Annotated in this window: 21 protein-coding genes and 4 pseudogenes; 10 read left to right on the forward strand and 15 right to left on the reverse strand. The window is 44.2% G+C overall.

From position 1 onward, the window contains the following. Window positions 1-96 precede the first annotated feature (96 nt). The 9 genes and pseudogenes from rlmH to dapC form a co-directional block, all read right to left on the reverse strand. Window positions 97-586 (reverse strand): annotated as a pseudogene (gene rlmH / locus PKHYL_RS02930) (23S rRNA (pseudouridine(1915)-N(3))-methyltransferase RlmH). An 89-nt stretch (window positions 587-675) separates the two neighbouring features. Further along, window positions 676-1224, reverse strand: coding sequence for a DUF421 domain-containing protein (locus PKHYL_RS02935; RefSeq protein ID WP_240365932.1), 549 nt, complete (start codon window positions 1222-1224; stop codon window positions 676-678). 150 nt (window positions 1225-1374) lie between these two features. Further along, window positions 1375-1860: an ABZJ_00895 family protein gene (locus PKHYL_RS02940; protein ID WP_240365933.1), complete on the reverse strand. Its 486-nt coding sequence runs from the start codon at window positions 1858-1860 to the stop codon at window positions 1375-1377. Between the two features lie 152 nt (window positions 1861-2012). Continuing rightward, window positions 2013-2843 carry a D-alanyl-D-alanine carboxypeptidase gene (locus PKHYL_RS02945; RefSeq protein WP_240365934.1) on the reverse strand — a complete coding sequence of 277 codons (831 nt, stop codon included), beginning with the start codon at window positions 2841-2843 and terminating at the stop codon, window positions 2013-2015. A gap of 83 nt (window positions 2844-2926) precedes the next feature. After that, on the reverse strand, window positions 2927-3820 hold the full coding sequence (locus PKHYL_RS02950) for a D-alanyl-D-alanine carboxypeptidase (RefSeq protein WP_240365935.1): 894 nt from the start codon (window positions 3818-3820) through the stop codon (window positions 2927-2929). Next, complete coding sequence (locus PKHYL_RS02955; protein WP_240365936.1) at window positions 3802-4002, reverse strand: hypothetical protein; 201 nt, start codon at window positions 4000-4002, stop codon at window positions 3802-3804. The genes PKHYL_RS02950 and PKHYL_RS02955 overlap by 19 nt, the downstream gene beginning before the upstream one ends. A 193-nt stretch (window positions 4003-4195) precedes the next feature. Then, window positions 4196-4708, reverse strand: coding sequence for an exonuclease domain-containing protein (locus PKHYL_RS02960; protein ID WP_442966109.1), 513 nt, complete (start codon window positions 4706-4708; stop codon window positions 4196-4198). A gap of 34 nt (window positions 4709-4742) precedes the next feature. Further along, window positions 4743-6689 carry a DUF294 nucleotidyltransferase-like domain-containing protein gene (locus PKHYL_RS02965; RefSeq protein ID WP_071002250.1) on the reverse strand — a complete coding sequence of 649 codons (1947 nt, stop codon included), beginning with the start codon at window positions 6687-6689 and terminating at the stop codon, window positions 4743-4745. Window positions 6690-6831: 142 nt separating this feature from the next. Next, window positions 6832-8063: pseudogene (dapC, locus tag PKHYL_RS02970) on the reverse strand (succinyldiaminopimelate transaminase). Window positions 8064-8316: 253 nt separating this feature from the next. Between dapC and PKHYL_RS02975 the strand changes: the two are divergent. Continuing rightward, the gene (locus PKHYL_RS02975; protein ID WP_071002248.1) at window positions 8317-8988 is read left to right on the forward strand and encodes a hypothetical protein; all 672 of its coding nucleotides are present in this window, start codon (window positions 8317-8319) and stop codon (window positions 8986-8988) included. 35 nt (window positions 8989-9023) lie between these two features. Here the strand turns inward: PKHYL_RS02975 and glnD are convergent. Further along, window positions 9024-11781, reverse strand: a pseudogene (gene glnD, locus PKHYL_RS02980) ([protein-PII] uridylyltransferase). A 242-nt stretch (window positions 11782-12023) separates the two neighbouring features. Continuing rightward, a pseudogene (gene map, locus PKHYL_RS02985) lies at window positions 12024-12817 on the reverse strand (type I methionyl aminopeptidase). A gap of 717 nt (window positions 12818-13534) precedes the next feature. Here map and PKHYL_RS02990 point away from each other — a divergent pair. The 9 genes from PKHYL_RS02990 (at window position 13535) to PKHYL_RS03025 (ending at window position 18979) form a co-directional block, all read left to right on the forward strand. Continuing rightward, entirely contained in the window at window positions 13535-14191 is a 657-nt protein-coding gene (locus PKHYL_RS02990; RefSeq protein ID WP_240365937.1) for a hypothetical protein, read from the forward strand. 26 nt (window positions 14192-14217) lie between these two features. Beyond that, window positions 14218-14826, forward strand: coding sequence for a hypothetical protein (locus tag PKHYL_RS02995; RefSeq protein ID WP_240365938.1), 609 nt, complete (start codon window positions 14218-14220; stop codon window positions 14824-14826). Continuing rightward, window positions 14798-15319, forward strand: a complete 522-nt coding sequence (locus PKHYL_RS03000; protein ID WP_240365939.1) for a lipase secretion chaperone — start codon at window positions 14798-14800, stop codon at window positions 15317-15319. The genes PKHYL_RS02995 and PKHYL_RS03000 overlap by 29 nt, the downstream gene beginning before the upstream one ends. A 173-nt stretch (window positions 15320-15492) precedes the next feature. Next, window positions 15493-15624 (forward strand): hypothetical protein, encoded by a 132-nt coding sequence (locus PKHYL_RS17075; protein WP_269778230.1) that lies wholly within the window; start codon window positions 15493-15495, stop codon window positions 15622-15624. A gap of 436 nt (window positions 15625-16060) precedes the next feature. Then, window positions 16061-16549, forward strand: a complete 489-nt coding sequence (locus PKHYL_RS03005) for an META domain-containing protein (protein ID WP_240365940.1) — start codon at window positions 16061-16063, stop codon at window positions 16547-16549. Window positions 16550-16705: 156 nt separating this feature from the next. Beyond that, window positions 16706-17725, forward strand: coding sequence for a PD40 domain-containing protein (locus tag PKHYL_RS03010; RefSeq protein ID WP_186475065.1), 1020 nt, complete (start codon window positions 16706-16708; stop codon window positions 17723-17725). 263 nt (window positions 17726-17988) lie between these two features. Further along, window positions 17989-18393: a hypothetical protein gene (locus PKHYL_RS03015; protein WP_186475064.1), complete on the forward strand. Its 405-nt coding sequence runs from the start codon at window positions 17989-17991 to the stop codon at window positions 18391-18393. Window positions 18394-18408: 15 nt separating this feature from the next. Further along, a complete protein-coding gene (locus tag PKHYL_RS03020; protein WP_186475063.1) occupies window positions 18409-18555 on the forward strand; it encodes a DUF2256 domain-containing protein in 147 nt (48 codons plus the stop codon). A gap of 136 nt (window positions 18556-18691) precedes the next feature. Further along, a complete protein-coding gene (locus tag PKHYL_RS03025; protein WP_240365941.1) occupies window positions 18692-18979 on the forward strand; it encodes a hypothetical protein in 288 nt (95 codons plus the stop codon). A gap of 102 nt (window positions 18980-19081) precedes the next feature. Here PKHYL_RS03025 and PKHYL_RS03030 read toward each other — a convergent pair whose 3' ends face one another. The 4 genes from PKHYL_RS03030 to PKHYL_RS03045 form a co-directional block, all read right to left on the reverse strand. Then, window positions 19082-19429 carry a hypothetical protein gene (locus tag PKHYL_RS03030; protein WP_240365942.1) on the reverse strand — a complete coding sequence of 116 codons (348 nt, stop codon included), beginning with the start codon at window positions 19427-19429 and terminating at the stop codon, window positions 19082-19084. Next, window positions 19408-20088, reverse strand: coding sequence for a hypothetical protein (locus PKHYL_RS03035; RefSeq protein WP_240365943.1), 681 nt, complete (start codon window positions 20086-20088; stop codon window positions 19408-19410). The genes PKHYL_RS03030 and PKHYL_RS03035 overlap by 22 nt, the downstream gene beginning before the upstream one ends. Before the next feature lie 10 nt (window positions 20089-20098). Beyond that, a complete protein-coding gene (locus tag PKHYL_RS03040) occupies window positions 20099-20482 on the reverse strand; it encodes a hypothetical protein (RefSeq protein ID WP_240365944.1) in 384 nt (127 codons plus the stop codon). Window positions 20483-20787: 305 nt separating this feature from the next. After that, entirely contained in the window at window positions 20788-21036 is a 249-nt protein-coding gene (locus PKHYL_RS03045) for a hypothetical protein (protein WP_240365945.1), read from the reverse strand. Window positions 21037-21047: the final 11 nt, after the last annotated feature.

Below are 21047 nucleotides of genomic sequence, written 5' to 3' on the forward strand. Positions count from 1 at the left end.
TTTTGGATATGTCATGTTCCATTTATTAGGGCGTACGCCAGTTTTTCAATCTATTTTGGGATTGACGTTTTAAATCAAAAAAAGCTTGGGGTTTGGTTAATTACCGCGATGATAAGGGTGGTTATTGTTGATACTCATCGCGCGGTATAGCTGCTCCATTAGTACCACGCGTACCAGCGGATGCGGCAATGTCAGTGCTGATAATGATAACTTTGCGTCGGCTTTTGCTAACACTGCTGGTGATACGCCATCTGCACCGCCGATGACCAACGCAATATCATCACCTTGCTGCATGCCATCAGCGAGTTTATCAGCCAATCCCTTCCGTTGAAATCATCTTACCTTTGACGTCTAGTACCCATAATTGCTCACGGCTCGCGGCATTATGAGCGGCCAATATCGCTTGACCTTCTTGCTCACGGTACTGTGCTAGATTGGCATCTGATGGGTTTTTTGCCCGTTTTGCAGCGGCAATCTCTACAATCTCTGTGCTCAGCATGGGCTGAATACGCTTAAAATACTCATCAAAACCTGTTTGCACCCAGCTAGGCATCTTATTGCCAACGGTCAAAATTCTTACCTTCATAGTACGTACCATTTTTTAAATTGAAAAATTTTTACATTCGAGCACTGAATCTGAGTATTGATGGCTATCAGTGCTCAAGTATCTAATCACTACATCAAAGGGGTAATGGTCTCTGACACGCTATGATCTACATCCTGCTCATCATCACTCGTATCGGCTTGGCGTTGTTTTGGAATCACGCTGAGTTTGGCATCAGACTCGAAGACAATGGCTTCGATATCATCAAAATTATTGACCCCTTCAGCGCGCATCGCACATTCGATTTCTTGACGAGTCAGGCGCTCGGCACGCATCGCTTCTGGCAAAAACTGCCCTTGATAAAAGACAATACGTGGATCAGACAGAATAACACTTCTAAATTGCGGTGAGATAGAGGCGTATTTGGTTATCAAAAACTGTAAGAGATACAGTACGAGTATCGACGAAGCCCCTTCGATGAAAGGGATGCTTTTGAGCAAAATGGTACTGGCACCCAATGAGCCAATCATGACGGTCACGATCCAGTCAAAGTTATTGAGCTGTGACGTCGATCGTTTACCAGAGGCTTTGGTCACCAACACGATCAACACGTAGACCATAAAGGTCGTTAAAACAATGCGACCGAGCTTATCTATGTTGTCAAAAAAAACCATTTCCATGATGTCTGCTCCTATTATAAAGTAAAACAAATAATCGCTAAAATTTGACTGCTCAAAGTTAGCCTAACGGATTTTACCTATGATTAGGGAGAAAACTTTGTATTACCTTGTAGGTGGTCGGTTATGCTCGTTGTAGATGGTCTGGTGTGCTCATACTGTTTTGGGAGCAGGGTTCAAGAAATGGTTGATGGCCCATAGGCTGATACGCGTACTGACCAAGGTGAATACCAGCATCAGCACCAATGAAGAAAGCAAGGGCAAAGGCCGCGCCATAGCCATCTCGAGTAATACCTCACGGCTAACCCCATCAAATAACAAAAACCATATGGCTAAAAAATAAAGGACCGTCAATAACCAAACCACCGCAACACCGCCAAACATGAGCCGGTTGATTTCATTTTTAGCCAAAGCGCGCTGCTGATGCTTGATGAATTTGCTGACAGCAATATAGGCACCGACGATGATAGAGACGACCATGACCAGTTGCGAATTAAGCGCAATCTTGGTCTGAATCATCATAAATATGGCGCTGGCAAGGATGTAACCAATGGCGAAAAACCCAATATATTGCGCCAGTTTAGGCTGACTTGACGCAAGCGTGCGAGGCTTACTGAGATTGGTTGTCTGGCGTGACATAAGCTTGCCTTTATAAAGGTAAAAATAAAAGTTTTAAAAATGTATTCATAAACATAGCAGTCATAATTGCTGTGCAAATAATCATACCACGGGCGTCAAAATATCTGCTGCTGCTTTACTACTGCTCACTAAGCATCGCTTTAGCAAAACCATTAGCGCTGAGCGGTCCAGTCAAGTACTGCATCTAATACAGGTCTTGCCGTATAAGGATTGAGCGCTTGCTCGGTATTGATGAGTCCGACAACCACATAGTCTTGACCTGATAATCCTTTGACATAACCTGCCATCGATGTGACATTATTTAGTGTGCCTGTTTTTATCCACGCTCGGCCAATCGCTGCTGAGTCAGGTAGTCGCTCACTATGAGCGGCAATGGTGCCACTGACTCCAGCGATACCTAACGAGTCTACATACGCATCAAAGCTTGGGTGATTATAAGCGTAAGTCAACAGCTCGCTTAGATTGGCAGCGGTGATGGTGCAGTCGCGGCAGAGTCCCGAGCCATTGGTCAAATAAGGTGGCGGTGTGCTTAGGTTGGTTTGCCACCATTGGCTGATGTGTGTTAGCGCTGCAAGATAGTCAGTATGCATCGGCTGATACTGGTACAAGCTGGCGGCCTTTTGCGTGCTGTTTTTAGCAGGCATATTGGCGCGCTCAGTTGTGTCATAAGCGCCGATGGATAAGGCAACTTGCTCTGTCATGACATTGTTTGAAAAATGATTGATGTCATAAATTTGCTGCGTTAAGTCCAATGAAGGATAGCTGACCATAGGCAAAGGCGACATGGTAATAGCCGTGAGACCATGTACTAATTTTGAAGTATTTTTGGCATCGTAAGGGGTTTCTTGTGAGATCACTTGTCCGCTCAGTGTATTGCCTAGTGCTTGCCATTTTGCAGCAATGACGTGTGCGGCAAACGTTTTGGCATCAGGATACGCCACATAAAACACATGCTCACCGCAGCTTTTTTGGCAGGCTAGCATTGAGTGCTAGCCGCTCCGCTTGCCACTGCGGCGATAGGCTGTAGCTTACCTGTCCGCAAGCCGCGTCGCGTGTGCGGATCTTATTAGGGGAGTTGATAGTTAGCCAGTCGCGGCTTATAAGTCAAGCTTGCGTGGTCGTTGTCCAAAGGGTGAGTCTTGATACCGACGGTGCTAAAGTTCACCAAAAACCCATCTGGACTGGCGTTGTAAGGACGCAGTGGCGCATTGTCAAAGGCGGCAGGATCTTTGCTCACCGACTCAAAAATGCTGCTATCAACGATGATATCGCCATTGATATGGCGAATACCCGCCGCTTGCACTTGATAAAGGAGCTGCTTTAATCGCTCATGAGTCATCTTAGGGTCGCCGCTGCCTTGAATGATCAAGTCGCCCATCAAGGTATCACCGACTTGTATACCCGTATGATAAACCCGCGTGTGCCATACAAAACCTGCCCCCAATGTATCAAGCGCGATAAAAGTGGGTACCAACTTCATGGTACTGGCAGGCGTGCGCGGTACATCAGGCTGATGATTCAATAGTGGTGAAAAGGAGATTTTTACCGAGGCATTATCCGTGCTCACTGCGCTATTGTCATCATTAGTAAGGGAGGGGTTCTCATCAGGTACAACCGTCGGTATGCTCTCTACACTCTGATACGTATAAGGATCATTAGTATACGTATGTATTTTTCGCTCATGCTGTTCAATCGTACGCTGTTCAATAGTGATTAGCGCGCTTTGTGAGTCAGTATGAGTGGTGATGTTGGTCGCTAGGTTATCTGTCTTTGTCACATTTTGGCTGCTATTGTTTTCATTAGCAGTCACAGCGTTATAGTCAGAGGGTCGCGTCGATTGGCGATCTGTATCACGGCTATCAATCACTTGCACAGACGCGGGCAGTCGACTGGCATTTTTGTTACCCACAGGCGTTACGATAAGACTGATATCAGACGCTGTCAGATTGGCACGTGACAATGATGCTTCAATGGGGCTGGTAGAGCCGCCTGTGCATAAGCAGGCGCTATGATCATCGTGGCGAATAGCGTGAGGGTAGCCAGACGTTTATTAGATAAGTGAAAGGGTAATACACGGCTACAGATTGCGGCAGTTTTGGCAGTAATGGGCGACTGATGGTCGCGCTTTGAACGGTATCGCATGAGCATCTTTCATCAGGTGGCAAAAACTGCTTATGGTAACATGAGTTGCTGTTTTCGCATATGCTCTCAGAAGCTCAATTTTATCGTCAATAATAAAGGCTAGCGTACATGCAAAAATGCCATCGCCGTCATTATTGCATCGTTATAAGCGTCATGCGCGCCAAGCTCAGGAATACCATAATGCGCCAGAATATTAGTCAAATGCTGCGTTTGATTGGGAATACCTTGCGTACGGTCGCCCATACGTCGACTGTATAATTGACGCACATCGATGACTTTGTTGGGCAGGGTCGTTCCCATATAGCGTTTGACCAAAGGGGTTTAAAAATACCATGTCGAGCTGTGTGCAGAACCCGACGATGGGTCGGTTATCAATAAAAGGTAACAAGAGAGCCAGCATCTCGTCATAACTCATGCCATGCTCGACATCAGCAGTACGCAGACCATGAATGACAATTGTATCCCGATCTGGCATTACAGGCGGTCTGCAAACTAAGTGCATGCCATTACCCGTATCGATCGTATTGCCATTGATATGTATCGCTGCCACGGATAATAAATGGTGCTTTTTGGGGTTCAGGCCAGTCATTTCACAGTCAATCGCTACCCACTGCTCAGCCGACGGTGTGGTGAACATTGATGCCAGCTCCGGACGCTGTAGCTGCGTCTTTTGCCAAGCGCAAGATAACTGCTGTAACCAGCTCATGTTGATCATCCATTTATTTATTCTATTGCTATATTTATGCTATTTCTAACTGATAGTGTTGACGCAGCTGATTTTTAAAACTTTTTACCACGGCCAGACATTCTTTGAGCAGGTCGCGTTCTAGTGCGGTTAGTGTCGTTGGATCGACTTGCCTTGCCTGTTTGTCATCGGTTGACAGTGCGACTGATAAACGCTGCGCCATAAAAAACTCTAGCGCCTCCAATAATGTATCGGCGCGCTCTTGGGTCAGGGCATGAGACTGCACCAATGCCTTTAGGCGATCTTTACTGCTAGGCACATCGAGCACATCATTTTCTAATGCCAACGTACGAATACCATGAACCAATGGGAAGATGCCTGCTTTTTTTAGATCGATATCTGCTGATATAGATTTACCCCCTATCAAAGGCACAAACTTTTGCCACCACTGATTGACATCGCCAAACTGCAATGCTGCACGGGCAAATTGCCGGACAAACATTGGATCGGCTTGTCTGTGAGCCATTCTTAAATGCTGACGTACCTGTGTAAGTAGGGTTTCATCACCGCAGACGTATTCACCATCCATTATGGCGGACAAGTAGATGCCATGCATGGGGTCAGTGTTTTTAAACCATGAGCCAATCTGCGCGGTAAACTGCTTGAGCGGTTGTCGCCACATAGGATTGGTCATCATAATATTGCCATCACACAGCGGATAGCCAAGCATCGCCAAACGAGTATTAAAGGTATCGGCAAACTGTGCCAAATCCGGATGCGTATAGCCATCACGAATGATTAGTGCGTTATCTTGATCGGTACGCATGATTTGCTCGCCGCGACCTTCTGAGCCCATGACGATGAGACAAGTATTGCTTATCACTTCATCAGGTATGATCAGCTGCCAGAGCTTGGTAAATACTTGCGCATTCAACGTCTGTACCATGCGGCTGATATTACCGATTTTGACACCGTTTTGATGCTGCGCACGAATATAGCGACCGATAAGCTCGACTGCGGTATCTAGGCTTGATAGATCGGTTGCTTGCTCGATTTGAATACTAATGAGCTGTGAGTGATGACCAATGTGGGCGAGCATATCGTTTTGTCCAAGCACGCCGACGACATCACCACTGCTATCAATGACTGGCAGCCTGTGAATGCGATAGCGAGTCATAGTGAGCAACGCATCGCCAATCTCGTCAGTGGCCTTGATCGTACGCAGGTTAAAATTGGTATAGCGCTGGCAAAGCGTAATAGCGGGATCTTGTCTGTCACTCACAGCGCGACAAATATCCGTATCGGTGAGAATGCCTAACAGCAGTTTTGGCTGCTCAGTGTCTCGTATATTTTCTACATAGTTCAGCGGTCGTACCAGTACGTGTTTTAGCCCAGCCTCGGTCATGATACGCGCAGCTTCGTACAAGCTGTTATTGGCATCGACAATATGTACTGGCAATAAATGGACGTCGATGACAGGTTGCAGCATGATTTGCTGCACTTCTTGTTGATGGGTATAGCCAGCAGGGTTTAGGGCTTTGTTGCTACGGCGCTGTCGCAATGCCTTTAGTCTTTCGGGTAGCTTGTCTGATAGCATTTGGCGTACCAGATGATTTTGCGCGCTGATTTTATCGACAGTGGCACCATCGACTTGTAGCAGCAATGTCTCCTCACTGGCCCGAAACTGGTACGGCTGTATAGGCGTGTTTTTACTTTCTGGCACACCATTTTTTATGAGTGACTCAGGTAAGCGGCGACTATCAAACCAGTCATTATTGTTTGGCTCATCAGAATGGTTGCTGCCCAAATAAGAGGCGACAAATTCACCACCCAGTGATTGCTCAATTTGTCCTTTGATGACCACATATAGATACTGCAAGTCTGCTGCGGGTAGGATCTCATCTCTAGCAAGATAGCGGATCTTCGTGTTTTTTCTGATGCTTTGACGTTCAGCTAGACTCAGTACGTCAAAGGGCGGCTGGGTAAAGTCAAGATGGGGCATGGCATCATCCTTGATGGTATATTTTGCAGTAGAGACTTTACTATAGCACTATTCATGCAAAAAGCCTCTAATAACCCTATTTATATTGTGGTTATTAGAGGCTGCTTTATTAGCTCAAGATAAAAGCTTTTTGAGTGGCTGTTTATGCCGCCAGCAACTTTCGAATACGACTGATTGCTTCGCGGCTCTCCTCGACACTCGCGACCAAAGCAACACGGACATAGCCTTTTCCAGGATTATTCCCATCAACCTCGCGTGACAAGTAGCGTCCTGCCAATGCGTGGATATTGGCCTGCTCGTATAATGCTTTGACAAATACTTCATCATCGCCATCGAACGGTTCAGGTACTTTTATCCAAAAATAAAATCCAGCTTCTGGCATGCGCAAATCTAGCAACTCGCCAAGCTCTGACATCCATAGCGCGAACTTTTCTTGATAAAGGGCGCGATTGTGTGCGACATGCTTTTCATCTTGCCACGCAGCGATAGAGGCAAGCTGATGCGGTATCGGCATCGCACAGCCTTGGTAAGTACGATATTGCAAATAAGACTGCAAAATCTTGGCATCGCCCGCCACAAACCCAGAGCGTAAACCAGGTAGGTTCGAGCGTTTGGATAACGAATGGAATACGATACAGTTTTTGAAATTACGGCGACCCAGATTCGCGCAAGCTTGCAGTAAGCCAATCGGAGCAGTATCAAAATACAGCTCGCTATAGCACTCGTCGCTGGCAATAACAAAACCGTATTGGTCTGATAAACGAATGAGATATTCCCAATCCTCCATAGTCATAACCGAACCCGTTGGGTTATTCGGACTACAGACAAATACAAGCTGCGTGCGTGCCCAAACGTCTTTTGGCACCGCGCGATAATCCCTTAAAGTCATTGTCTAACGTACAGGGGAACAAAATGGGGCGTCGCTTGTGCCAATATTGCTGCACCTTCATATATCTGATAGAACGGATTGGGCATAACAACCAAAGACGACGCATTAGAGGCTGAAGAGGACGTGCTTTCGTTATCAGCGGTATCATGATTTATGACGGCTTGTACAAAGCTAAAAATGGCCTCGCGAGTACCCATTACTGGCAAAACTTGGGTGTTGGCATCGACATGGCTAAGAAAAAAACGCTTCTCTAACCAGTGCGCAATCGTCTGACGTAACTCAAACATACCATTGGTGGTCGGATAACGACTTATTTTGTCCAAGTTTTCGCGTAGTACGTCCAGTACAAATGCTGGTGGCTCATGTTTTGGCTCACCAATACCCAGCTTGATTTCGCTGTAACCGTCGGCAGGTATACTGTCAGCGAGTAAGGTTGCCATCTTGGCAAAGGGATAAGGATGTAGATGCTTTAAGTTGTGATTCATAAGTGTGATAACTATAATAGACAATTAATAATAAAGTTATAAAGAAAATTTACATTAGAGCAGTGTAATACCTCTTTTGCCTTTTTCTTCTCATAACGTGAATGCGAATTTATTGTGCTTGAACGGCTGACCTTATCATAGCCCATTCAGTCGTACTTACAAAGCGCATTGAACGCTTCGCGTCTGATAACTTATAACAATATAAAAGATGACTGTCAGTGCCAGAGACAGATCATTTTAAGGACAGTTTGATATGCCTAGTGTACTAAATCATAATAACTTCATCGCTAAAAATATCAATAATGACACTCCTGATGCAGGTGCGCATCCTATTAACGTATATGCGCTGCTAAAAGAACGTGAAGCGTGCTGGTGGCAGGCGAGGCAGCAATTGATTGAGCATCAAGAGAAGAAAATCTTTTGGTATGGCGAAAATAGCTTAATCATGTGGTTACTATGGCAGTTGGTTGGTTACGTGGTTGTCGCCATGGCGCTGATGCTGCTAAATAATATGTTGAATCTATCGTTATCTTTGTGGCAATACATTGCTTTATTTATCTTACAGACTATATTTTTTGTTGGTATTCTTGCAGCGAAAGGCCGTCTGGCGAATAAGTTGCAGGATGAGATAGACAATGATGAACTGATGCGTGAAGAGACGTTCAATGAAATGATTATTTTGGCAGAGGATAGTCTGTATCCTGACGTGCATGCCAAGTCGCCCATTTCCTTGAGGCAGCTGGGTGACTATCTTAATGGCGAGTTTCATTTATCAAGCTTGCATTGCTTATTACAAAAAGAAATCAAGGCTGGACGATTAATCATGGAGCAGCAGCTACTTGAAGTAGGTGTTTTACCACCAGAGCTTGCTGATGTAGAGCTGATAGAACATGCTGACAATATAATATACAAGAGCACGCTGTAAAGCGCGCTCTTGTCATCAAAGATGTTGTCATTCAATTAATAGCTATAAACCACGTTGTTTTCTCTTTTGGTCGCTAGGCTGGCGAGCAGTGCTGATTTTAACGCATCAAGTCGTTCAGCAGATAAGGGCTTATCATTTTGGTCACTGATATAAAACATATCTTCTGCGCGCTCGCCTAAGGTCGTAATACGAGCCGCATGAACCTCAATTTGCTCCTGCAAAAATATCTGTCCAACCCGAGCCAAGAGTCCTGGCTGATCCAATGTCTCTAAGCTCATGATATGCTGGTCAGATGCCTCATTAAACTCAAAGTTAATCACCGTAGCCACTTCAAAATGCCTGAGCTGACGTGGCATACGTTTGTTGGTGAGCTTTAGTACTGTTGGATCTTTAAAGGCATCAATCAGGCGCTGTTTAAGTTCTTGTTGACTGTCTTCATCGACCAACAGCGTACCACTAGGATCTAGCAGCACATAAGAATCCAAGGCAAAGTCGCGGGTAGCAGTAATAATACGGGCATCTAATACATCAAGATTCATCTGATCGAACACCGCCATCGTAACGGCAAACAGATTCATCTGATCTTGGGTATAGACAAATACCTGTACGGCATCCAGTGCCAGCTCGCGATGCTCACGCAAAACCACCAGTGGCGGACTATCCGCATTAGAAGCAAGCCCAATCGGTGGATGGTTTAAGATGGCTTCGGTGTGCCACAAGATGTCTTCTGCAATCTCTCGTAAAAAGTACTCATCGCCCAAATCGTCCCATAGTCGCAATACTTCCTCGCGATTCATGTGCTGATTATTGACATTGTCTAGCATCGCGAGCGCCTGCGCACGAGTGGCGCTGATCATATCTTGGCGATTGGTCGGCGCATCAATATCGGCGCGCAAAATGCGCCGTGTCTGCGAGTAGAGTTGTTTCATCAGCGTTGCCCGCCAGCTGTTCCATAGCTGTGGGTTGGTTGCATTCATATCAGCAACGGTGAGTACGTACAGATGATTCAAGTGCGTCACATTACCGATAAGGTCTGCAAAGACAGTCACCACCTCAGGGTCTGAGATGTCTTTTTTCTGTGCGGTAATCGACATTAATAGATGGTAGCGAGTCAGCCAGCCAACCAAATTGGCGTCGGCTAAGCTCATGCCATGTGACAGACAAAACTCAATGGACTCTGTCTGACCAAGCTCGCTATGGTCGCCGCCACGACCTTTGGCGATATCATGGAACATCGCGGCCAGTACCAAAATTTCTTTGCGTTCGATGCGCTGAAAAATAGTGCTGACCAGTGGAAACTCTTCAGAAAACATAGGATCGGTAAAGCGGTGCAAAATTCGAATCAAAAATAACGTATGCGCGTCCACCGTATAGCGATGGAACAAATCATATTGCATCAGACCCGTGACTTGCGCAAAAGCAGGAATATAGTTGCCCAATACCCCATAGCGATTCATGGTGCGCAAACGATGGAACAGATAGTTTTGCTCTTTTAGATTAGATAAAAATAAAGCTTTGTGAACAGGGTTGTCTCTATAGGTCTGGTCAATGCCGCGTGCTGCAATTTTTAGCGCCCGCAAGGTATGGGTGCGAACCTTGTCGATACCGTGCTGACCCATTAATAAGAACATCTCTAAAATAGATTCAGGATGCTGAGCAAAAACCCGATGGTGCGCTATAGCAATATGATCACCAACACGGTTGAATCTTGCATTGATCGGCTGTTTTTTGGGGCGCTCATCATCAGGCAGGCTGGGCTCTATGATGGTCTCATAATAGTGGTTGGTCAGCATCTCAGACAGCGTTGATATTTGCATGGCACAGCGATAGTAATCACGCATAAAGCGTTCAACGGCCGCATTGGGCTGGTCATCTGGCTGGGTCTCGTAACCCATTAATTGAGCAATCTCACGCTGATAATCAAACAACAGCTTGTTTTCGTTACGTCCGGTCAGCACATGCAGATAATGCCGTATCTGCCATAGATAGCCTTCTGCAAAGCTTAACTCATCAAACTCTTTTTCGGTCAAAAAGTTTTGTTGTACCAAGTCATAGAGCTTGCCCACACGAAAATAGCGTTTGGTCACCCAGCCGATGATATGAATGTCACGCAAACCACCTGGGGCCGTTTTGATATTGGGTTCAAGATTATACTCAGTTGCATTATGTTGTAGATAACGGGCCTTGGACTCTTCCATTTTTACATCAAAAAAGGCACGAGGAGACCACTGCTTGTTAACGATTTGGATGGGCATATCTCGCAGTGCTTCATTGCCGATTAACAATCGAGCTTCGAGCTGGGCACTGGCTATCGTATGGTCAAGTGCAGCTTCTAACGCATCGTTGACGCTACGTACAGACAGCGCAGGCTCCAACCCGATATCCCACAGCAATGCGACCAATTTATCAATCTTACTACTGGCATCAGCGCCAATTTCGTCAGGGAGATAACAGCAGGATATCAATATCTGAATAAAGCGACAGCTCACCGCGTCCATAGCCACCCGTTGCAAACAATGCCAAATCCGTCTTATCTAGCTCAAACCATTTGAATAGCGCAATGAGTAAGCTATCAATCGCGCAGGCACGTGCTTCGACCAATTGACGGATATTGGCACCACGCTCAAGGGCACGGCTGATATCCTCATTGATTTGTGCCAGCCATTCAGGAATGCCAAGCAGCGCTTTATCTGTCGTATTTTGCTCTGACAACAGCGAGTTATCTGTCGCCGTATCATTTGATAGTAGCGGTAGGGGCGTTAGATCAATAGAAGCGACATCACAAGTAAACATGAGTGTTATCCAGTTAAGAGTTTAAAAATAAAACGTTTGGGCTAAAAAGCGGCGCACCAACAGCATACTGAATGCTGATAAAAGTCTCAAATAGCATGCATGAATAAAGGCACCACAATAAGGGATTACATCATCGAGTATAAAGACAAAAAAGCCAGTAAGCACAATACTCAATCTGTCCTAACTCGATACACGCTAACCATCGGCCAAAAAAAAGACCGCCTAGGCGATCTTTTATGGTCTTACTGTGTCAAAAAACTCAAATCTTCTTCAGGGCGCGTGGTAAATACTTCACAGCCATTGTCGGTTACGACCATCGTATGCTCCCACTGAGCGGACAGTTTGCGGTCTTTGGTAATCGCTGTCCACTCATCTGGCAAAATCTTAGTCTGCCACGTGCCTTGGTTAATCATCGGCTCAATGGTAAAGGTCATGCCCGTTTTTAGCTCAAAGCCTGTGCCTTTTTTGCCGTAGTGCATGACTTGTGGCTCGTGGTGGAATTCATCACTGATGCCATGACCACAAAACTCACGAACGATACTAAAGCGCTCAGGCTCGACCACTGCTTGAATCGCTGCACCGACATCGCCGAGACGCGCGCCGTTTTTGACCACGCTCATACCCGCATAAAGCGCGTCTTGTGCGACTTTGCAGATACGCTGCGCCATGATAGAGCCGTTACCAACGATCCACATTTTTGAGGGTGTCGCCGTAGTAGCCGTCTTTGATCACGGTCACATCAATATTGATGATATCACCATCTTTGAGTAGCTTGCTTTCGGTTGGGATGCCGTGACAGACCACGTGGTTGACGGATGTACAAATAGACTTAGGAAAGCCATTGTAGTTCAGCGGCGCAGGAATGGCTTTTGCACATTGACGATATAGTCATGAGCGATTTGGTTGAGGGCTTCGGTACTGACGCCAACTTTGACATGTTCGTCGAGCATGACAAGGACGTCGCTGGCAAGTTTGCCGGCCACACGCATTTTTCTATGGCCTCTGGGGACTGGATAAGGGATTTTTTAGTCATCATCATCTGTCTTATAATTATGAGTTTAATGTGGATAGATTATACCATAAATGGATGAATGGCAGTTTCATGTTAAGTGATAGTGAACCTATCATTATTATTGATAATAATTGCTTTACCGCGTGGTAGAGACGGTTGTGACTCTTTAGTCACGATAATATATTCATATTTTGAAAATTTAGTTGAATCTTGCAGAATATATAAGTAATGTAATTTTGCATGCTAAAGGGATTAGCTGCCATCTTTGCCGATACTATGAGGTAAAGATAATCACAATTAATGATAACAAGGATGTTGTTATGACGCTTTCCTCATCTATTCGCGCCGCGCTCACGCCAAGAGCATTTTTACCAATACTGGGTTCTATCAGTACTGGTGTACTGTTAATGACAATGCAAACCACCTCAGCGCAAGCGGCAGGCCAATACTATAATTGTGCCAACGCCAATGGCTGTACGCTAGTCGACAGCAAGTATTTTACCTCTAATTATACCAAAACTCAGTATCCAGTGGTCATGGCGCATGGACTTTTCGGCTTTACCAAATTATTTGGCGTCATTGATTATTTCAACGGGATTCCTAGTGAGCTGATGAAAGGTGGATCAGAGGTGTACACCACCAAAACATCAGCGGTGAATAATAGTGAAGTCCGCGGCGAGCAGCTATTACAGCAAGTCAAAACCATCACTGCCATTTCAGGCGATCCAAAAGTCAATTTGTTTGGGCACAGTCAAGGGCGGTATAGACATCCGCTATGTCGCTGGCGTTGCGCCAAAATACGTCGCCTCGGTCACCGCCGTATCAAGCCCAGAGCAAGGCTCAAAAACAGCCGATTTTGTCAAAAACGTCCTTGAACCAAACAATGACACAGGTGAGCCATCAAACGTTACGACACAGCTAGTATCAGGGGTGTTTAATTTGATTGGCGGCTTTACAGATGTGGGATCAGGCATCAGTTTTAAAGAGATACAAGCGCAAGATGGCTGGCAAGCACTCATGGCGCTATCAACCGATGGTGCGGCCAAATTCAATGCCAAATTCCCCGCAGCAATGCCAACAAGTTACTGTGGTCAGCCAACCAGTACCTCTGCAAACGGTATCAAATATTATTCATTTAGTGGCGTTGGGCAAGTCACAAGCGTCCTTGACCCTAGTGATTATCTGCTTGCAGTAACAGGCGTACCGTTTTTATCTGATGCCAATGATGGTCTGGTCTCTGTCTGCTCAAGCCGACTTGGGTATGTGATTCGTGACAACTACATCATGAACCATCTAGATTCAGCCGATCAGGTATTAGGTTTGACCGCATGGGGCGAGTCTGAGCCAAAATCTATCTATCGTACTCAGGTCAATCGCCTAAAAAACGCCAACCTTTAAGCTGACTTGTAAAAGAACTCTCATCTATGTCGAATAATCGTCGTCCAGCCTATTTACCAATCGCTATCATCGCTGTGGTCATCATAGTCATCGCGGCGGCGGTGATTGTGTGGTTTAAACCAGATAATAAACCGATGGCGACTCAGCAGTCGCTATCTGCTTCACCCACTGATAAGTCTGAGAGTACACTGTCCACGGCGCAAAGCAATACTCAAGCTGAGGCACCATTTGCTCAAAGCGATGCTTTATTTGTCACTGGATTGGAGCGTTTGCCAGCCTCATTAAAGGGCACGCAAGTGGATGGCGAAATCATCATCGATGAAAACAAGCAGTTGGTCGTCACTGAAGGTCTGCGGCGTTTATTCGATTATTTTTTATCAGCAATAGGAGAGGAGGACGAAGCCGTTATTTTTGCGCGTGTCGAGAGTTATATCCGTCACCACACGCCAGAGCCAGCTGCCAGCCAAGCGGTCGCTATCTTTGGCAAATATGTGGCGTATCTCAAAGCGCTTCCTGAGATAGAAAAGCGTTATGGCAATCTGCAACTGCAAGCGACCAAAAATGGTGAGCTAGATTTGAATGCCATTGCTCAGCAAAAAGCAGGATGTGGCGAGTTTACGTCAGCAGTATTTTGACAAAACCACCATCGAAGCCTTCTTTGGTGCTAGCGATAGTTATGATGACTATAGTATGGAGATGGTCAGAATCAATCAAAATGAGCAAATGAGTGAGGCACAGAAACAGGCTGCCAGACAAGATTATGTGAGCCGTCTACCAGATGGTGCGATCAAAACCAATATCATGCAGCAAGCCAATCTTAATGAGCTTATGGCTCGTACTGAACAGATGAAAGCGCAAGGAGCGTCACCTGAAGCCTTGTATAACATGCGTCGTGAACTTGTTGGCGAGGCCGCAGCGGCGAGGCTAGCCCAAGTCGATCAAGAAGATGCCAATTTTGATCAGCGCTTTACTCAGTATGAAGCACAAAAGGGGCAGCTATTGAGTCAAAGTGCCAATCCAGCAGAGGCGCAAATTCAGATAGACCAACTTGAGCAGCAGTTGTTTGATGCTGCTGAGCGCAAGCGTTTATCCGGTTATGCAGCGTTGCAGGAAACCAAAACCCAGTAAGCATATTTCCTTAACATTAATTAACTTACAGCAATATGAGAGATGGGTATGCTAAAAGTGTGAATAAGCTATGATCATTGGGAGAAGTACGGCCTGATATTTATAGCCTTAGTAAAATGACAGTAATCTTTCAATTGAACCAACAGTCTATTAAAACGATTCTAGGAGCTTATATGAAAAACTTAACCAAAGCATTGATGACTGGTATTGTCATGGTAACGGTACTCGTCGGTTGCCAGTCGATGTCAAGTATGACAGTGCCTGCGACTGAAGAGCCAAATATTACTGGTACAGATGTGATCTAAAGCAGTTGCTAATACGTGTACTGAGACCTATATGTATTACTTAAGGTTTCGATAAACGATATCAGTCATCAGATGCGATAGTCGCACGATAAACACACTTCACTATTTAGTGGAGTGTTTTTGTATCAGCTGACATCTGCCAAGAGAAGGTTTAAATAAAACCTCATCAAGAAAAGTGACATTATCACTGGGAAATAGCGTCAATAGTAAATATCAGTAGTCAGTAGTATGTATGAGGCAAAAATATCCGCTAAATACTTACTCAATTGATAATGACAGTCACTGGTGAGTCAAACAAAATATCGCTACTGTCTGGAAACAGTGAATAAGACAATTACCATAATAAATCAAAATTCTGAATGCGCTTGTTGGGTCTTGTGTCAAGTATGACCTTATGCTCGGCAAGGTTTTTGGATTCAATAAAAAAGGAATGTATATGAAAAATATGACTAAAGTGATGATGGCAGCTACCTTTTCAGTTAGTGCTCTTGCCGCTGGTTGCCAGACAACGGCTACCTTGCCTGCGCCAGTCAGTCAGCCCGTCACTGTAGAGGCATTACAAGCGCACAATTGGCAATTGGTTGATGCCAAACGTAGCAACGGTGAACAGGTGTCTCAGCTGTTCTTTGATCCAACCAAGCCGCTCACTTTGAGCTTCATGAACGACAATGGTAGAAACTACGTGGCATTTATGAACACGTGCAACAATATGAGCGCGGGCTACAGTGTCGTCAATGGTGATGTGCAGATCAAAAACGGCATCAGCACAATGATGGCCTGTCCTGAGCCGAAAGCCAGTTTTGATAAAGCTGCATTAGCAACCGTACAAGGCAAATACAGCCTCAGTAAAAATGCCAAAAATGTCCCTGTCTTAACCATCAAAAATGACAATCAAGTGGCTTACTTTAAAGCTGTCTCTAAATAACTTGGTGATTGAGTAAAGCGATATAGACATTCTGGTTAGATTTGATAAGGTCTCACTAATATGTGGGGCTTTTTTTCGTCCAAAGTTTGTCGAATTTTGCGCTACACTAGCGTAAAGCTGCTGTTACACCTTAGCGATTTTATTGGATACTATTTTATGTTTAAACCTATCATGTCAAAACCAACCACGAATAACATCACGATGAAAGGGGCGACGACGATCGCTATATTGGTGGCTCTCACTGGCTGTCAGACACTGCCTAGTGCTGAAATGAAAAAGCCGACCAGCACAGTGGATAGCAATCCACTGACCGCTGCTATGCCTGCCATTGATCGTCAAGGACACATTGCTTATGTGGAAGAGCAAGGGTCAGGGAGCGCAAAAGTATCGACACTCTATAGCATCCGTCCTGATGGCAGTGATCGTCAGCTCATCGATCAGATCACAGGCTATATCTATGCGCCAGCGTGGTCGGCTGATGGTCAATTGCTTGCTTATAGCAAACAAGCCCCGCGCGAGCATCCTAAAATATATATTTATGATAAAAGCAGCAAAACGCGCAATCTGGTCGTCAATGCTGAAGGCAGTAATATGTCAGCGTCATTTTCACCTGATGGTCAATATCTGCTCTATAGCTCTACGGTCGGCGGCAATGCTGATATTTATAAGATGCGCCTAAGTGATGGGAAAACTGAGCAATTAACGACACTACCGAGCACTGAGGTACAGCCCAGCTATGCCGCTGACGGCAAAAGCTTTGTTTATACCAGTGACAAAGTCCGTGCTGGGCGCCCACGTATCTATCGTTATCACTTCGCGACTGGTAAAGCCGTACCTGTACCGACAAATGGCTATGTCGCCAGTCCTCAGCTCAGTGTAGATGGTCAGCGCATGGCTTACCTAAATGGTCGTAAGGCGGCTGTCATGACACTAGCGACTGGACAAGTAGTTAGTCTGGCAGAAACTGGACTCGATGAACCGGCACGTCTATCTCCTTCTGGAAATTATGCGGTCTACCCAACGCGTTTTTCAAAAGTCAGCGGGCAAGTAGGCGGTCAAAGTTTAGGACGTCAAAAAGGTGGCGATTTGGTCATTCATTCGCTCTTAGGGAACACAAGTTACGCCATTAATAGCCAAAATGGTGGCGTCGTACGCTCACCGATATGGGGTCGTTAATAGCCACAGCTATATATTATGTAATGAAATGTATATATAATCATTAATAAACAAACATAAGTCTATTCTAAAAATAGAAATATAACGGCATCAAGTCGAGCAATCGTCATTCATGTCATACCAAACTATGTAACTGAGTGATTAAAAACCAAAAATGGTCCAGAGCACATCGCGCGCTTACGAGAGGCGGAGCGTCAGGCCCGGTTAGAAACTCAGATGGAGGTGCAGCTCGCCTCACAAAAAATCCCTCGCGGATAGCGTGCGTGATCAATAATGCCAAAGTTGTCAGCGATAGCATCGATAATGGCTTTGAGAAAAGCGTGAGCCAATTGCTACAAATATATAAGCATGATCATAAAGCCGAGGGCGAGTACCTCAAGCAAAACCAAGACGTGCAAAAAGCACTGATGGTGCAACTGGTGGGCGCGCTCGAGCAATTGGCACAGCAGATGGCTCAGAGTCTATCGAGCCGTGCTGACGATCAAGCATCTACCACCGATGTCACAGAGCAGGCCGCGCTGATAGCACACGCTCTCAAAGATGCGCTTGCACCGCTAACGATGCGTATGGATGAGAAGCTGGCGATTGACAGCAGCACCGATCAATCTGGTAAGCTTATTGTCAACAGTCTCAATCGCCTCAATAAAATATTTGACGGTTATGAGTAATCGGTAAGGGTCATCATGGCACATAAAAAACAAAACCTACCACAAAAAACCTGCCCCGTGTGCCAACGCCCTTTTACCTGGCGTAAGAAGTGGGAGAAAGATTGGGAGCAGGTCGTGTATTGTTCTGAGCGGTGTCGGCGGGGGAAGGGTAAAGCGGATTGAGTTATTACAAAGTATTAAGGTAAATTATGAGCAAGCATTTTGAACATTCAAGTTTCCGAGAAAAACTTATTGAACGTCTATTTATTGGTGAAATGCTTAAACTTTCGTGGCAAAAGATGACTGTCAATTGGAGGTCATGAAACCTGAAGTCGATAACGCAGGTTGCGATATTGTTCTCGAAGAAAACAGTGTTGTTCGCCATATTCAACTGAAAACCTCAAAATTTGGTGCTAAAAAATCAGGTCAAAACGTTAATATACGCTTAGCTAATAAACCTTCAGGATGTATTGTTTGGATAGAATTCGATGAACATACTTTAGAATTGTGCTCGTTTTATTTTTTTGGGTCTGAAGCTGGACAGCCATTAACTGGATTAGAAAATACTAAAGTAGCGAAGCATACAAAAGGTAATGCGGAGGGGTGAAGGCTGAGCGACCTAACATACGGACAATTAACAAGGGACAGTTCACTAAATACGACAGTATAGAAGCTTTGTACGATGTGTTGTTCATTCCAAAATTATAAATTAATAGTTGTTAGCCTTTATATGCTGAAATATTGATTCGCACAACTCTGTTGCTGATGGTGTTAGTTTCCATGACTCACTTTGCATCAGTTCAACTATATCTCGACAAAAACCTGTCTTACTTTTAATAGTGCCTTGCTTACCATTTGAAAAAGTAAAAGATTTTTCATTATTTTCTAGCTTAGGTATGACCCCATCCTTACGCATTTTACTTAAAACATTATCAAAATATTTGCCTACTCCTTTAGTTGATGTCTGATAACTGTCAGTAAAATACTTTTCATAATCATCGCTATAGTCGAGCTTTTTTTTATTCCCTTGTTTAGCTAATCCATTATCAGGACACATCTCAAAAACTTCTTTATGAGAAATTTCTTAGGCAATGAGTTTTCAGTCTCTTTGCCTTGAGTGATAGCTATTTTATCTCCTAGCTGTTTTTCAAGTTCATTGAATCTAGGCTTTTTCGTTAAATCAGCGTCTGCGATCACTAAGGCATTAGAAGTGATAAGTATTGCATTCAGACCCTTATTCTTACTGCTATCGACCGCTTCTAAAGAGTCAACCTCGAAATCCCAGTGCTCTAAGTTTGAGCCTTGATACTCCACAAACGCATAATGATAACCATCGATAAAGCGTGAGTAGTCTTCCCATTTAGTTTTATCAATCTCTTTTAGCTCTTCTAGATATTTCTTTAAGTATTGAACAAAGTATAGACGGTCAGTGATGCCTTCTACCCAAATTGTACAATTGGCTAAAAATACTGAGGAAGGCGATACGCCAAGTGTTTGCAATACAGTACGGTCACCATCACAACGTTTGATTACCGTCTCGTATTTGTTCTCTTCGTCATTCATTTGTTTTTTATCTACACGATATAAAGCAATGCGATTATCTTCGTTAATCATATCAAGTAGATAATTAGAATGACTGGTTGCCATATAGTAATGATCAGTTTCATTTAGCAAGAACTTCATCAGTTGTTTGACATAGCCTGCATGCAAATGCATTTCTGGTTCTTCAATAAAAAAAGAAGGAGGGTTCAGTTGTTAAGAAAGCCTTATAAGTAAGAATAATAACTTGCTGTAGACCATCACCTAATTGTGAAATAGGGAACTGTTTTGCTTCTCCTATTTTGATATGTAAACTTTCCTCTTTACGATGAGGAATAAGGGTAATAATTTCATTGTTGAAGAAATAATGAGAAAGCTGGACTTGATAATCATAAATTCTTTGGCGTTCTTCAGGCATACCTAGTAATGAATCTGTTAAAAAATCAAAGAAGTCTTCACCCGAAATAATTTGCTCCTTTGAAAACCTGTAGTCCTGATGAGTACGTAATAATAGAGGAGATACTAAATTTTTAGTGTTTTCTATAGACTTTAAGTTTTTGAGGCTTCTCAAAGTATCTATGTAAAAGAAAATATTTCTATGTAATTTTAATGTGTAAATCCTATTTTTTTTAGACTCGAGACTTTCTAAAATATCTTCTAAATCATCTATTGGGGGGAAGTTAAGCTTCTGCCTTGGAAATTTATCTAATATATTTCTTTCGTAATCATGTGGATATGAGTTTAATGAGTTTGTGGAAGTATTTTCAAGCCTATTTTTTACCCCTCTTACTCTGCTGATTAGGCTTTGGTAGTTGCTTTCAAGATTGTGGTACGTTTGAAAATCTGTAATGTTTGTTCCGATATCAATATCTTTATTTAAACCTCTAAAAACTGCTCAGTATTATTCAAAACTTCTAGAATAGAATTAGGTGTCTTATATATAATCTGTAATTCGTTGCTGGTGGAATAAGCAAAATATCGCATAAAACGACTTTTACCCGAGTTATTGGCTCCTACAATAACGTTCAGGCGTTTTAACTCAAAAGGACGGTCTCGATTCAAACCTTCGCTTGAATCGAAATCTGTATATCCTTCTTTAAACCAAAGCTTTATAGTTTCTTCCATATCTAAAACCT

The sequence above is a fragment of the Psychrobacter sp. KH172YL61 genome, from assembly GCF_007182895.1.
GTDB lineage: Bacteria > Pseudomonadota > Gammaproteobacteria > Pseudomonadales > Moraxellaceae > Psychrobacter > Psychrobacter pacificensis.

Excerpts from the sequence above, each read along its gene's own strand:
- PKHYL_RS03045 (WP_240365945.1), bottom strand. The coding sequence starts at position 21,036 with ATGGAAGAAACTATAAAGCTTTGGTTTAAAGAAGGATATACAGATTTC.
- PKHYL_RS03035 (WP_240365943.1), bottom strand. The coding sequence starts at position 20,088 with ATGCATTTGCATGCAGGCTATGTCAAACAACTGATGAAGTTCTTGCTA.
- PKHYL_RS02975 (WP_071002248.1), top strand. The coding sequence starts at position 8,317 with ATGCCTAGTGTACTAAATCATAATAACTTCATCGCTAAAAATATCAAT.
- PKHYL_RS02965 (WP_071002250.1), bottom strand. The coding sequence starts at position 6,689 with ATGCCCCATCTTGACTTTACCCAGCCGCCCTTTGACGTACTGAGTCTA.
- PKHYL_RS02995 (WP_240365938.1), top strand. The coding sequence starts at position 14,218 with ATGTCGAATAATCGTCGTCCAGCCTATTTACCAATCGCTATCATCGCT.
- PKHYL_RS02955 (WP_240365936.1), bottom strand. The coding sequence starts at position 4,002 with ATGCGATACCGTTCAAAGCGCGACCATCAGTCGCCCATTACTGCCAAA.
- PKHYL_RS03010 (WP_186475065.1), top strand. The coding sequence starts at position 16,706 with ATGTTTAAACCTATCATGTCAAAACCAACCACGAATAACATCACGATG.
- PKHYL_RS03020 (WP_186475063.1), top strand. The coding sequence starts at position 18,409 with ATGGCACATAAAAAACAAAACCTACCACAAAAAACCTGCCCCGTGTGC.
- PKHYL_RS03030 (WP_240365942.1), bottom strand. The coding sequence starts at position 19,429 with ATGTGTCCTGATAATGGATTAGCTAAACAAGGGAATAAAAAAAAGCTC.
- PKHYL_RS03025 (WP_240365941.1), top strand. The coding sequence starts at position 18,692 with ATGAAACCTGAAGTCGATAACGCAGGTTGCGATATTGTTCTCGAAGAA.
- PKHYL_RS02935 (WP_240365932.1), bottom strand. The coding sequence starts at position 1,224 with ATGGAAATGGTTTTTTTTGACAACATAGATAAGCTCGGTCGCATTGTT.
- PKHYL_RS03005 (WP_240365940.1), top strand. The coding sequence starts at position 16,061 with ATGAAAAATATGACTAAAGTGATGATGGCAGCTACCTTTTCAGTTAGT.
- PKHYL_RS17075 (WP_269778230.1), top strand. The coding sequence starts at position 15,493 with ATGAAAAACTTAACCAAAGCATTGATGACTGGTATTGTCATGGTAACG.
- PKHYL_RS02960 (WP_442966109.1), bottom strand. The coding sequence starts at position 4,708 with ATGAGCTGGTTACAGCAGTTATCTTGCGCTTGGCAAAAGACGCAGCTA.
- PKHYL_RS02940 (WP_240365933.1), bottom strand. The coding sequence starts at position 1,860 with ATGTCACGCCAGACAACCAATCTCAGTAAGCCTCGCACGCTTGCGTCA.
- PKHYL_RS02945 (WP_240365934.1), bottom strand. The coding sequence starts at position 2,843 with ATGCTAGCCTGCCAAAAAAGCTGCGGTGAGCATGTGTTTTATGTGGCG.